We start from the raw sequence: 15,028 nt of genomic DNA, 5'->3' as shown, positions 1-15,028 counted from the left end.
GACTCCCTTTATGAGTACCACGAATACTGATAAAAGATTTTTACTTTGCTCCATGAGTACCACGAATACTCGTGGAGCTTTTTGTTATTGTTTTGGATTCGTCGGTCTTAATTACAGTTGACTTCCAAAGGTCTCCTGTCCGTACTTTCTAAATCATCCAGATATCCTAATAGATTACGCCTTTGATGAAAAGGACAGGCAGAGTTGTATTTGATCATCCTCCGATCAAAAGCTGGCTGAATCATTAATAGAGATACATCAAGCGTCTCTGCATCTTTGAAAAAATCATCTAAGAAATCCTGCTTAAAACGTTGTATAATGCCAAATTCATGTTTAGGGTCCAACCACTCGATGCTCATTGCTAAAACACTTCCGCGGATACTCGATTCTTCTGCCTCCCAATGTTCCCGAGTGGATTTGATCGAATGCAAAATAGCACGAACTTTATAACCTCTTTTACGATAAAATGGAACTATTTTTTCCTGCAGCAGTTTCAACCCTATTTCTCCTGAACAACGACGGCTTACTTTGCCAAAAGCATAACCATTAAATAAATCAAATACGAAGTGGAGATAAAACATTTTATTTAACTTTCGAAAAAAAATACATTCATATACAAGTAAATCACCAGGTCTAGCTGCTAAAAACTCTCGGTCACGAAAGGCTGGATTCAGTCTTTCGATAAACTGTACTTGTTTTTTATCTAATTTAATTTCCTTATTAAAATAGAGCCGCATTAACTCCAGGCAAACATCTTCCCGACTATCAATGCCACACTCTCTACGCAGACCTTTTAACTCTTCCATTGTCATAGAAATACCATGCTTATTCAAAAAATCCAATATACGAAATTCATTCCAAAAAGGATACTTCAAGCAGATAGTCATTAGTAACTCACTACGTTTTTCTCTAGTAAATTTGTTACTCGTTACAGGAGGCATAGCCTCAGAAACAACAGCAACTTCTTTGCTTTCCTTTCTATACGAATTCCTAGTAAACCCAATCGACCCATCTGGTGCATCCGCTTCCACATCACCCATTATCACTAGCTGCAATCCTGTCAAAACAAATGTGCTATCACCCGGCACTATACTCCCCCCTTATAAAAGTAATAGCCGACCAGAATGCACACAGGCATTCGGTCGGCACTTCGTTGTACTCTTAACCAAAGACAACTTAAACGTCATTAACTTAACTTGTTTAGATTATATATCATGTTTTTATACATTGCAATACATTTAAGTTAGTTTTATTATTGTTGTTATATTCTGATTTTCATCTCTTATTCTCTATAATTCATGAACCTGCAAATATCAACAGCCTCATCCCCTTGACCGTCCTAGCGAAAAAACAACTTTGATTTTTTACCCCCGAGAAACTCTATGCGTCCTGTTTATCTTAGCCATTTCTTTATTCTTGCCACCGCTTCCGTCAATCTCTCTTCTGGCTGTACTAAGGCAATTCTGACAAAACCCTCCCCGCAATCACCAAAGGCTTTACCCGGAACTACTGCTACACCTGTATGGTTGAGCAGGTCAACAGTAAAATCAAAAGAACTTTGCTTTGTTGGCACCTTAGCCCATATATACATGGACGCTTTTGGACGTTCTACATGCCATCCTATACTATTAAAACCATCCACAATGATATCACGGCGCCTTTGATAAGCAGCGGCCGTTTCTCTTACACAATCCTGGGGACCTGTTAACGCAGCAATAGCAGCAAGCTGCACGGGCGCAAATATGCCATAGTCAAAATTCGATTTTAGACGGCCCAGCAGCGATATAACCTGGGAATTACCAACAACATATGCAATACGACAGCCGCACATGTTATAGCTTTTAGACAGGGAATTAAACTCGATGCCAATTTCTTTCGCCCCTGGAATACTTAAAAAGCTCTCAGGACGATAATCATCAAAAACTAATTCACTATATGCAAAATCACTACAAACCACAAACTGATACCGATGTGCCAATGCTACCACTTTTTCATAAAACTCACGTGTTGCCGTAGCAGCTAAAGGGTTATTAGGATAATTCAAAATCATTAGTTTAGTACGTTTTAATATCTCTTCGTCAATCCCATCCAAATCTGGCAGGTAATTATTTTCAGGAGTTAAACACATCTTATGCAGCTGGGCGCCAGCAATATATGGACCTGCGCTGAAAATAGGATATCCCGGATCAGGAATAAGCACTACATCTCCCGGATTCACTAGGCAAAGTCCAATATGAGCCAATCCTTCCTGAGAACCAATCAGAGAATGGACTTCGGTATCGGGATCTAATTGTACATCAAATTTTTTATCATACCACCCGGCAATCGCCTGCAAAAGTTCCGGCTTACCTTTTGATAACGTATAGCCATAATTATCACCGCACTCCACTGCCTGTTTCATGGCTTCTACAATATGGGGTGCCGGAGCCATATCTGGATTTCCAATGGAAAGTTGAATGATATCCACGCCAGAGGCTGCTGCCTTCTTCTGCAGTTCTTCTAATTGCGAAAAAATTGCTGATGTCAGTCCTTTCATGCGCTCAGCTTGCTGGATCATATGATCTTTCATCTCCTCAAACAAATTTGATTGTACTACAGATTTCTACATATACTCTCTACACCCCTGCAAAAACGAAAGAATAAAAAATAGCTAAAAATAAATAATGCCTTATAAGCGAAATCATAACTTATAAAGCATTATTTTACTATTATATCTTTACTATTTTTTAGGGCTGCTTATCTAATAATAAATTCCTATTTAAAATTATAAGTTTTTCTGGATGAGATTGATCATTTTTATATACTCTGCCTCACTAAGCAATACTTTCTTTGCGGGCATCATCTCAAAGGTTCCTCCCCATGAGGGTCCATCCTGATACTTAGGTACTAAATGAAAATGTAAGTGAGATAATTTATCTGAATAAGCACCGTAATTCAGTTTATCAGGATTGAACGCCTTCATAATTGCCTTTGCCGCTCTTGCCAAATCCTTCATATAAAGTGCATACTCTTTATCATCTAGCTCAGTTAGATGATTTTGATGTCCCTTATAGGCTAGTACACATCTACCCTCATAGGTTTGTTCTTTAAATAGATACAAAGTGGAAACTTCCATTTTACTTATTTCGATCATTAAGTCATCTAACCGTTGATCTTTTAGACAATAAAAACAATCATTTCCAATACTCATGTTAATCTCTCCCTAACTGTTGATTTTTAATGTTTCAAATGCCAGAAGATCTCCAACCGGTGCTTGGGGCAGCGGCCCCTTAATTGCTTTAATAAAAGATGGACCAAAGGCTTCACCTGGAAATACTTTTACGATATCCGTACCAGCTTCAATTTAGGTATCATATCAAATTTCTCTCCTCAATAAATTATTTTATGGCTTTATTCTTCATTTGAATCCAACAATTACCTACTAAGATATTCATCAAGTTCTTTACGTGTGGGATAACCATCAGAATCCCCTTTTACCATAACTGCAAGGGAGCCAATTGCATTTCCGCGGCGAACGGATTCATTTAGAGGCAATCCCTCAAGAATCCCGGAAAGTACACCGACTGCAAAACCATCCCCAGCACCAACAGAATCTACAACGCGTTTGACTTGGAAACCCTTTTCATACCCACTAATGATCCCATCATCTGTCATTTTCATTGAGTAATAGGCTCCCGCTGCGCCGTCTTTCATAATGATAAAGCGAATTCCTTTGGAATGAAAAGCTGCTGAAATATCCTTCCAATCCAAGCTGTCCACTAATAGCTCCGCTTCCTGAATTCCAGGCAGTATAATATCGGCTTGCTGCGCAATTTCTAATAACATGCGCCTTGATTCCTCACCCTTCCAAAGCTGTTTGCGTATGTTAGGGTCAAAGGATACAAGTAAACCATTCTTCTTGGCAAGAACAATTGCAGCAAATACTGTTTCCTGGCATTCTGGACTCAGCATGGGAAAGATACCTGTAATATGGAGTATTTTTGCATTATCAAAATAACTATCAATCAAGACTGATGGATTCATATGGCTAGCAGCTGAGTTTTCCCGATAATAATAGATTTTAGGATCTCCTATGTCGCTTTGCTCTTTTAACATCATACCTGTCCTGTAACTTGAAGACACCGTAACAAGTGATGTGTCTACGCCTTCGCCACGAATGGTATTCCGTATATATGTACCAAAAGGGTCGTCACCAATGGAACTAATCCATCCAGTCTGATGACTTAACCGAGACAAACCGATAGCTACATTCGATTCTGCTCCCGCAACTTTACGTGTAAAGCTTGTTACAAATTCTAACGGTCCACTTTGCTCTGCAATCATTAGAGCCATGCTCTCACCTATTGTTATTACTGCTGGCATTCTCTTTTCCGCACCTCATTTCAAATAATTGCGCAATATCCTTTCCTGATAAAGCAGATGCCTCTTTTTATCGTTATATAATAAATGTATATTTTTGAAGCATTTCTACAATCTAGCATAAAGATAGTGTCAATAACTCACACTGAAATTAGATCTTTAACATCAAAATCTACATGTATTGTATAGTCTTCACAAAGATAGTCATATTTGATATTTGCTGTTTTTTGCTCCATATCATAATACCAGCCCGCTCTGTTTTCTTCCCATTTTCTTTTATCAAGAAACATTGGAAGTTTTTTATCTTGCAATCGAACTTGGATTGGCGCAATATCCTGACAAATTAATTCTACAATCATTGCTTTAATGGGTGTCAAATAACTTCCTTCATGAGTAAAAGTGATTTCTGTTCCCTTATTTTTCTTTATTTTAATTACTGTTTTTAAATACTCACCATTTTTATAATCATTGGTAATTCCATCATCATCATATAAAATAAACTCAGATTTTTGTGAAGGTTCCAGGAGAAGGTGAAGTGTTTCTACTACATCCGTATGAATATTCATTAGTTTTTCACTCATTGGTATAATAGCACCGCTTTTAATGAACATCGGTATAGAATCCAAAGATACTTCTATCTCAATCGTCTGTCCGCCCTCATAACGCTCTTTGGTATGCCAATTAAACCAGGTTGCTCCGGCCGGCAAGTAAACTTTCTTTGTTTTCACCCCTTCTTCCAGAACATTAGCAACCAATAATGAGCTTCCAATCATAAAATCAAAACTTTCTTCTAACACATTGTGATCTTCTTGAAATTCATAAACTAACGGCCTCATTATCGGAGAACCCTCAGTTGCTGCTTCTGCAAGTAATGAATATAAGTATGGAACTAACCGATACCTAAGTTGTATAGCTTCTCTTACATATTTTGTATATGAAAGAAACATCCATGGTTCAGTAACCGTATTATCCGTATTACAAGAATGTATTGAAAATCTCGGTTGAAATATTCCATTTTGAATCCATCTAACAAATAGCTCCGGATCTGGGGCAGGTCCAAAGAATCCTCCAATATCACAGCCTTGGTTCGCTACTCCGGACAACCCCATTCCAAGTATAACTGGTACATTGAATTTTAGACTTTTCCAACTTGTATTATTATCTCCCGCCCAAGTTTGAGCGTAACGTTGAATACCAGCAAAACCAGCCCTGCTTACAACGTATGGCCTGCTATTAGGATAAACCTCTAAAACAGTTTTTTGGGCCATAAAAGCCATAAGATTTGGCATAATGGGACGCAAAGCATTAACTCCTTGCTTTAGTCCCTCATAATGACAGACTGAAGCGGAATTATTAATTTCATATTCATTGTTATCATTCCAAATTGAGGTTACTCCAAGAGAAACAATTTCTTCTTTTAAATGCTTTTTCCACAACTCACGGCCTTTAGGATTTGTAAAATCTACAAAAGAAGCTTGACCTCCCCAATACCTGTCAGTTTGTGACTTCTCGTCATACTCATCTTTTATATAAGCCTCAGCTGCATCAAACTCACTATATAAAGGATGAGTTGTTAACATGCCCGGTTTGACATTTGGTGCTAAATCAGCACCTTTTTCTTTCATTTTTTTCACAAACTCTTTAGGATTCTTAAAACGGTCATAGTTCCAGTTAAATACATATCTTTTTCCATCCTGCCCCGTAGTGTAGCCGGATGATAAAAAGAATCCATCACAAGGAATTTCTTCTTCTTTACATTTATCTAAAAATTGCAAAATAGCCTTGTCCGCATCATTATCCAATTCCGTATAGTACATAGTAGAACCCATATACCCAAGGGAATATTTTGTCGGGAATACCGTTTTCCCTGTCAAATCAGTATAATGTTTTATGACATCTTTTATTTTTGGACCATAAATAAAGAATATATCTAATTCTCCCCCATCGGCACAAAAATAACTAAATTTATTATAATACCCGCTTCTCTCACAGCCCATATCAAAAACAGAGTCATAAGAATTATGATAAAATAAACCGCTTGCGATATTATTTCGGCTGTTTAGCTTGATATAAAATGGAATATGCTTATATAGCGGGTCAGTCAATTCAGAGTCATAGCCAATCGTATCTACGTTATGCATTCTCATTCTGCGGTTTTTCTTATTTAAATACCCCGCTTTTTCTCCAAACCCGTAAAAATAATCACCATCATCCATGCAGGAATAATGATAAAGGCGGCCTAAATCATCCTGTACACAGGCTCTTTCTTTCAAATCCGAATGCAATATATTTCCATCTTTGTCTAAAATCTCAATTACAAAAGGATCTTTATAAACTTTGATCTCTAACTTTTTAGTAGTTAATAAAATATACGTATTCCTATCTTCATAAGTGGTGTTAATAGCCGCTACACTTTTTCGCTCCCCTCGCAGCAAATCATCCATATGATCTTGCCATGCTGTCATAACAAGGGCATACGAAGCTTCCGGTTTAAATTCACTTGCAAAAGTGCAGCGAATCCTTACAATATTATCATTTAACAAAAACAACCGATATTTTGCCGTCCCTATATCTATGCTCAAATAATCATTATGACTCTCAACACTCACAATTTTTTCGCTTACTTGCATTTAAAAGGCCTCCATACTGTTTTAATCATTTTCCCATAACTGAGATTCCCAAGCTGGGTTGTAGAGAGCAAAAGAACCACCAAATTGGTATGGCAGCGCATTGCTTATAAATTTAGTAGCCTCTAGGGATGCGCCCCAGGAACCCGGTTAGGAAGTGTATTATTCGTCTTCCATGCCAATTAAATCAAACTTTTCAAAACTTACCACTACCGTATAATTTCCCGGAATATTTTTATACTTTGCATATACAGCACTTTGGGAAGGATTATAGTACCAACCTTCTTCTGCTTCTTCCAGCTTATCTAAATGCAAATATTGTTTTATCTGTTTGCCACCAACAGTCACCCAATAAGCACCTTTTTGCTTATTAATCACTTTTAAGAACATGTTTTCAATACTTGAAACAAAGCTGCCCTCTTTAGTAAAAGTAATCTCACTTTTTGCCGTATTTTTTACATCAATCCTGGTTTTTAAATATACGCCATTTAAATATTCATTAGATTTTCCATCGTCTTCATAAAGTGTGAAATTGCCGTCTTTATCACTAGAAACAAGCAATTCTAAATTCTTAACCTGGTCTTGAGTAATATTGAATATATCATCCGTCATTGGGACAATTGCAGTATCTCGCAAAAACATGGGGATAGACGCTAAAGCTACTGGTATTTCAATTTCTTGACCACCATCAAATTTCTCCATGGTTTCCCAATAATACCATGATGAACCTGTCGGCAAATATAATTTCCTGGTCACAGCGCCTTTATCAAAAACATTAGCCACTAATATGCTTGACCCAAACATGAATGTAAAATTCTCGTCAGTCAGACACCGTTCATCTTCTGGGAATTCTAAAAATAACGGCCGAATTATGGGCGTCCCTTCACCACAAGCTTCATACATCAAAGAGTACATATATGGCAATAATCTATATCTTAATTTATATGCCGCTCTTACCAAATCAGTGTTTTCAGCATACATCCATGGCTCAGTTACTGTATTATCATTATTTGCTGAATTCATGACAAATCTAGGCTGAAAAATACCGTTTTGAATCCATCGTAATAACAATTCGGCCTCAGGTGCTCTCCCAGCGAAACCGCCAATATCACAACCATTGTTGGCTACACCAGACAGTCCCATACCCATTATGGTATTGATATTAAACTTAGGTGTGCGCCAATCTGTCAAATTATCTCCTGCCCAAGTTTGTGCATATCTTTGGATGCCGGCAAAACCAGCTCGGCTAATAATATAAGGTCGTTGTTCTGAATAAACTTCGCCAATTGCTTCCCTGCCAACATGCGCCATTAAATTACTTTGCAGAATCTTCAAATGCGCCATAGTTCCTGATCCGCCATCAAAGTCGCAAACCGCATCTTTGTCAGTAATCCCGTCATATTCGCAATTATCATTCCATACGGTATAAGTTCCCTTTTGCAAGATATTTTCCTTCAGCAACTTTTTCCAGGCATTTCTGCCGCTCGGCTTAGTAAAATCAATAAATCGCCCTAGGCCCCCCCACCAATTGCCTATGCAGTCTACTTGGTTTTTTGCATCTTTAATGAAAGCCGCGTGTTCTTCATAATATTTAGCATAAGGATGATTTTTGAGAACCCCTGGCTTCAAGTTTGGTATAACATTAATACCTTTGTCATTCATAACACGGAAAAATTCATCTGGGTTAGGAAATTTTTTCGTGTTCCAATTAAATGTATAACGCAAATTGTCAAATTCACCTGTTGAATATCCTGAGGCTAACCAAAAATTATCAATAGGTATGTCTTCTTTGATATGTTTGTCGATAACATGGTAAATTTCCTGATCACAGTTTTTTTTCAACTCAGCATAATACATTGTAGAAGCTGTATAGCCCAATGTCTGTTTGGGCGGAAAGGCCTGCTTACCTGTTAAATCCGTATATCTTGCTATTATGTCCTTAACATTCGATCCATTAATTAAAAATAAATCAATATCGCCGCCATCTGTCATATAGTAACTGTATCTTGGCCAGTAGCCACTAATTTCGCAGCCCATGTCAAATACAGAATCATATGAATTGTGGTAGAAAAGCCCCGCTGCCTTTTTGTTGGTTTCATTGATGCGAATATAGAAAGGAATATGTTTATACAATGGATCTCCATTTTCCGGGTCATGTCCAATGGCATCTTTAGGACTCATCACCATTCTCCGACCCTTTTTATCCAATTTTCCCGTCTTCTCACCAAATCCATAAAAATGATCTTTTTCTAAATCAATAGCATTGTAATGGTACTTTCTGCCCAATTGATCTTCCACAAAAGATCTGCCTAACAAATCAGAGTACAGTAAATTTTTATTATTGTCATATAGTTTAAAACCAAACGGTTCTTTGTGTACTTCTAGTATCACACTGCTTGTCTTGAATACCAGCTTCTTTCTATCTTCGGTATAAGCAGCATCGAACGCTGTTATACGTTTTCTGTCCTTGCCTAAAAAGCTATCTAACCGATCTTTCCATGCAGTTAAGGTTAGTACATACGATTCTTCAATAAATTTCTTATCAAATGATGCCCTCACTCTGATAATATCTTCAGTTAAAAAGATAAGCTTTATAAATGGGCCGTCTGTTTCTATCAAATAACCATTTTCTATCTTTTTCAGATTTTCAAATTTATTTGCACTAATCAATTTATAATACCCTCCTCTGATATAAGCCCCTTACATAGCTCACTATGCGCGGGTTATGGTTATTCGCCTAGCACAAAATATCCTCAGAATCTTTGACTACTTATTTTCTTTCAGATGCCTAATTATTTCACTAATTATAAGCATCAACGATCATCCCCCTATATCAAAAGTTTTTTATTTTAAAACCCAAAATATCTTAATGCATTATAATAGGAGATATTTTCGACCATCTTTCCAAGCTTTTTACGGTCATTCGGATATTCGCCATTTTCTGCCCACGTTCCAATCAAATTGCAAAGAATCCTGCGGAAATATTCATGCCGTGTATAAGAAAGAAATGACCTTGAATCTGTAAGCATACCGATAAAGTTGCCCAATACAGAGAAATTGGCAAAGGCAGTCAACTGATCTATCATTCCGGTTTTGGTATCATTAAACCACCAGGCAGCGCCTAGTTGAACCTTCCCGGCAATTTCTGGTCCTTGGAAAGATCCGATAATAGAACCAATAAGCGCATTCTCATTTGGATTTAAAGAATAAATGATTGTCTTAGGTAATTTTCCCTGCCGACTGAGTGCATCTAAAAAGCGGGTAAGCGCATATCCTCCATTACCAGTAGCAATACAGTCAAAACCTGTATTAGAGCCAAGTATTTCAAGAGCCCGCGTATTTGGATTACGCTGGCAAGAATAATGGATCTGCATTCCCCAATCGTATTTATAATATTCCCCCGCAAGGAAAACTAACAAATACGTCTTATATGCCTCAACTTCCTCAACCGTAAGCGTATCTCCCCGCAAAGCCTTCTGCAAAATAGCATTGACATCCTGCTCAGATGCTTCACGATAAAACATATAATCAAGACCATGATCCGATATGCGACATCCAACTTCGGCAAAAAAAGCAATACGCTGAGCAAGTACTTGACGGATATCATCTATACTTTGAATTTCAGTTCCCACCCCTTCCCCTAAGCGGCATAAATAGGCAGCAAATTCGCTCTTTTCGATATTTAAGACACCATCCGGGCGCATAGTTGGTAATACATTAGCCGTACACCGATTATCTTCTTTGATTTTTTTATGCCACCTGAGATCATCAACCGGATCATCAGTTGTGCAAATCACTTCTACATTCGACTCTTTAATCAGTCCCAGTACAGACTGTTCCGGTTGTTGCAGCTTTTCATTGCATAATTGCCAAATACCCTCAGCAGATTCTCCATCCAAAGGCGTTTGGCAGTCAAAATACCGCTGCAATTCTAAATGGGTCCAGTGATAAAGCGGGTTTCCTATTGCCTTATCAAGCGCCTCTGCAAATTTCTGAAACTTCTCACGAGGCAAAGCATCACCCATAATATACTTTTCTTCTACTCCATTAGAACGGATCATCCTCCATTTATAGTGATCCGCACCAAGCCAAGCCTCCGTAATATTTTGAAATTTGTGATTTTCAGCAATCTCTTTTGGATCAATATGGCAGTGATAGTCAATAATTGGCATCTTTGCTGCGTGTTCATGATAAAGATATTTTGCTGTTTCATTTTCCAAAAGAAAATCTTCGTCCAAAAACTTTTTCATCGTTATAGCCTTCTTTTCCATTGTTTTTTGTTGCCAAGAATCTTCTGTAGCGCCTCATAAGCCGCATTGACTTTTTGGCCAAGTACGATCTGCAATTCCTGTCCGACAATGGTAATACCTTTAACGCCATCAAGGTTTGTCAGCACTTCCCTATTCGCTGCCTCATGATCCGTAAGTTTAATGCGCAGACGCGTCACACAATACGTATAATAGTCAATATTATAGGAACCGCCAACATTGGCAATAATTTCTTTGGCAAGTACAAGTTCATCTGCCCATGGATCTCTAGCTGCTGTCTGATGCGGCCAAAGTTCTTCATACTTATAACCAGTAAGATTTTCGCAAACAGCACGCGCTTCCGCTGTAACGTCTGCTTTCGCTTCGCCAGCTTTCAGCCGATTGACTTCATGGATAAGAATGGCATGTGTCTTCTTATCGAGTTTGAAGCTGCAGGCTAAAATGAGCGCAATAATCAATAGACCGCCTGTTCCGATGAGCAAAGTATAAGAAATCGTGTAAATGGCCTCTGGACTCTGTTGAAGCTGGCCCTTGACAAAGCCACCTTCCTGCAAAACAAGGCCAACAACAAGGGTAGCTATCCCCACTGTAGTTTTTCGCGAAAATGTCATAACTGCTGCAAATAAACCTTCACGCCGTTTCTGGCAAATAAGTTCATCCACATCCGGAATGAACGGAAACACATTCCATGGCGTAAACTCAAGAATCTGGCGCCCGATTTGGTAAAAGAAGCTAAGTGCATACAAAATAACTAGTTTTGAAGACGGATTATAGAGGTATACTGCAAAGAAACCAGCCAAAGTAACAAGCATTGTCGTATACGAAATCTTATATAGATTGCTTGGTCCGATTTTTACTAAAAGCAAGCCTGCGGCGATTGTAGTGGGAATGCCGATAATACTCAAAGAAAGAACATCCGCGGCATTCGCCGATGGAATATTAAGACAATAGACGGCAAAGAAAACAAATACGGTATTATAAACATCTTTGCCTGTAAATGAACAAATATAAATTAGTAAATGCTGACGAAATGCTCTAACCTTCAGCGTCGAACCATAATCATGCATAATAACCACAAGATCCTGCCATCTTTCACCGAAGCTCTTAGGGCGATCCGCCTGTAATAATTCTGCCTTCATCGTATCTGTAAGTTCACGTTCCCAAGTAACTTTGTAGCTGATAAAAATACAAATTGCAAAAAGCACCGCAAAAATTGTACCATTCAGTGTATACGCATAAGCATTGCTTTCCCCAAAAAAGCGAATAAGCAACGCCGGTACAAAAGTTGATAAAAATACACCTGTAGCTGAGATAAACATACGGGATGTAGACAATATGGTACGTTCATTGAAATCCGTTGTCATCTCTGACGGCAGAGTTTCCCATGGAATAAGCACTATTGCTGCGATAATTTCAAATGCAAGGTAGCATCCCAAATAATACCAATAACTCATGCCTGTAACCCAAAGCATAGCATACACTGCCATAAGCGGTGCTCCTATCAATAAGAAAAAACGGCGGCGCCCAAAACGTTTCCCTAGACTATTTTTAAAAAAATTATCCGTAACACTACCAATAAAGAGACTGACAATAGCATCTACAATACGGGCAATCGCGACAATAGAAGCTGCTTCTACCGGAGTAAGCCCTGCATAGGTTGTATAAAAGAAAAGCAGCCAAGCTGCAATAATCGAAAATGCACCACCGCCCATAAGGTCCGTAAGTCCATAGCCTATACCAATAGGAATAGTAATCTTTCTATTACCTATAGTCATTTAAAATTCCTCCCCAATATATTTGGTACTCTCTCAGAAACCCGAGATATTATATTCCTCCAGTTCTTACTGAAATTAAAATTGGGACTTGACTTTTGAGAAACGCCCCCATAATCGCGAGGAAAGCATTATTTAGAGCAGGTTTGTTTTGATAAATGTAAATATTTCGTTTTTTTCTTCATATGTAACTTCTTCAACCACCAGTAAATAAGGCCGTTAGAGAAGACCTCCTTTTAGTTTTATCTGGATTTTAGGTACACTGTTCTAGGACTTTGCCGCTCTTTGCTCGCCTACGTTGTCAAATTGGGAGTCTTAGAGCGGCTTAGTCATAACATAAGTCTCTATAAGGAAAACGTCTTATAACTATTATAGGAATAAATTTATAAATATTTCTGCAAGGTAGCTCTTACAGCACCTGTTCCAACAACCATTTCTTTTAAATAACCCTCAATTTTTTCACCTAAACCAACCTGATATAGATTTACGCCAAACATTTCTTCATTTGAAAGTATTGGCTGTAAAGAAGCCCCTACCGATTTCACATCTCCTAGTTTGATTCCTGAAATATATTCTTTTAACGTAGCTAACAATGGATCTGAACTTAAACCCATTTCATTACCCTGATCATCTAAGCCCATCAAATATCTGCACCAACCAGCAATAACAAGAGGAATATAGTTAAGATTTGTTGGATTCAGATCGTCTCTTTGACAATACGCCTTAATTGTCTCGCCAAATCGTATCCCAACTTTTTGGGATGTATCGGATGCAATCCGTTGTGGAGTGTCGGGAATATAGGGATTAGGAAACCTTACTTCAATTACTTCTTTGATAAAAGCTATTGGATCGACAATTCCAGGATTCACAACTACTGGCATTCCTTCTTCGTAGCCTACTTTTTCCACTAATTTTTTTAAGTTTGGATCTTTCATTTCGTCTGCAATCAAGGTGTAACCTAGCAAACAGCCAAACACCGCAAGAGAAGTATGGAGCGGATTCAAGCAGGTACACACCTTCATCTTCTCAACCCGGTCTACAGTCTGCCTGTCAGTAAAGATTACGCCTACCTGTTCTAGGGGCATATGGCCATTTGGAAACTTATCTTCGATTACTAAGTATTGTGGCCTTTCTGCATTAACAAAAGGAGCGATAAATGTGTTTTTGGTTGTACAAAGAATATCTGTACTTGCAAAACCGCTTTGTATCAATGTACGTTTAACACTTTCAGCTGGCCTAGGGGTTATTTTATCAATCATACTCCAAGGAAAGGATACCTTTTCTGGATTATTGATATAACTCAGAAATGTCTTTTTTACTAAACCCTGCTCAGCCCATTTTCTCGCAATTGTTTCCACGGCGTTATACAGTTTATCTCCATTATGAGAACAATTATCCATACTGACAAAAGCAATGGGTAATTCCCCGTGCTGGTAGCGGGTATAAGCCAATGATGCGATTTTAGCCATAACACTTTTGGGTTTTTCCGGTCCATTTGCTATATCTTCCTGCACATCAGCAGAATAGTCACCTGCAGCATTCTTTAAACTATAGCCTTTCTCCGTGATTGTGAAGCTTGCCATTTGTAGTGAAGGCTCCGAAAAAATCGTTTGTATTCTCTGCCAGTCACGTTCTCTCAAAGGATCTCCTATGAGACTTTCGCCTATGCTGCCGATAATTTTTTTATCTAAACTACCATCAGTATTCATAATGGCTAACAAACCTAAATTATCATAAGGAGTATATATTTTATCGATAATTTCACTATCATAGGTTTCCACTACAACAATTCCTGAATCTACTGTTCCTGAATTCAGAAGTGATTGTTGCAGCATGGCAATAAATCCTCTAAAGATATTACCAGCACCGAAGTGTACCCATGTAGGACTTTCTTTTGTCAAAATGGTCATTTTCTCATGATTAAAATTCAGATTTTCTATGCCTGCTTGTTCCCATAGGCTGGTATCTTTTATACTTTCTTTGTTTAGGACTAACATGAAAA

The 15,028-nt window shown here is 38.1% G+C and carries 9 protein-coding genes and 1 pseudogene; all 10 read right to left on the bottom strand.

Translation table 11 applies throughout. The annotated features are described in order from the left end of the window. Positions 1-107: 107 nt before the first annotated feature. Positions 108-1,088 (bottom strand): hypothetical protein, encoded by a 981-nt coding sequence (locus tag JBW_RS05030; RefSeq protein WP_007955667.1) that lies wholly within the window; start codon positions 1,086-1,088, stop codon positions 108-110. 305 nt (positions 1,089-1,393) lie between these two features. Further along, positions 1,394-2,557, bottom strand: coding sequence for an aminotransferase class I/II-fold pyridoxal phosphate-dependent enzyme (locus JBW_RS05025; RefSeq protein ID WP_007955666.1), 1,164 nt, complete (start codon positions 2,555-2,557; stop codon positions 1,394-1,396). A gap of 207 nt (positions 2,558-2,764) precedes the next feature. Continuing rightward, positions 2,765-3,190, bottom strand: coding sequence for an HIT family protein (locus tag JBW_RS05020; protein ID WP_007955665.1), 426 nt, complete (start codon positions 3,188-3,190; stop codon positions 2,765-2,767). 54 nt (positions 3,191-3,244) lie between these two features. After that, a pseudogene (locus JBW_RS25600) lies at positions 3,245-3,343 on the bottom strand (bifunctional 2-keto-4-hydroxyglutarate aldolase/2-keto-3-deoxy-6-phosphogluconate aldolase); the annotation flags it as partial. Between the two features lie 71 nt (positions 3,344-3,414). Next, on the bottom strand, positions 3,415-4,362 hold the full coding sequence (locus JBW_RS05015; protein WP_007955664.1) for a sugar kinase: 948 nt from the start codon (positions 4,360-4,362) through the stop codon (positions 3,415-3,417). Positions 4,363-4,499: 137 nt separating this feature from the next. Next, on the bottom strand, positions 4,500-6,989 hold the full coding sequence (locus JBW_RS05010) for a TIM-barrel domain-containing protein (protein WP_007955663.1): 2,490 nt from the start codon (positions 6,987-6,989) through the stop codon (positions 4,500-4,502). Between the two features lie 159 nt (positions 6,990-7,148). Beyond that, entirely contained in the window at positions 7,149-9,656 is a 2,508-nt protein-coding gene (locus JBW_RS05005; protein WP_007955662.1) for a TIM-barrel domain-containing protein, read from the bottom strand. Between the two features lie 179 nt (positions 9,657-9,835). Beyond that, complete coding sequence (uxaC, locus tag JBW_RS05000; RefSeq protein WP_007955661.1) at positions 9,836-11,236, bottom strand: glucuronate isomerase; 1,401 nt, start codon at positions 11,234-11,236, stop codon at positions 9,836-9,838. A gap of 2 nt (positions 11,237-11,238) precedes the next feature. Beyond that, entirely contained in the window at positions 11,239-13,029 is a 1,791-nt protein-coding gene (locus JBW_RS04995; protein WP_007955660.1) for an MFS transporter, read from the bottom strand. A gap of 380 nt (positions 13,030-13,409) precedes the next feature. Beyond that, complete coding sequence (locus JBW_RS04990; RefSeq protein ID WP_007955659.1) at positions 13,410-15,023, bottom strand: mannitol dehydrogenase family protein; 1,614 nt, start codon at positions 15,021-15,023, stop codon at positions 13,410-13,412. Positions 15,024-15,028 lie beyond the last annotated feature (5 nt).

The sequence above is a fragment of the Pelosinus fermentans JBW45 genome (assembly GCF_000271665.2).
Classification (GTDB): domain Bacteria; phylum Bacillota; class Negativicutes; order DSM-13327; family DSM-13327; genus Pelosinus; species Pelosinus baikalensis.
Note: the sequence above shows the minus strand (reverse complement) of the source record. Positions and strands in the feature narration are given on the sequence as shown.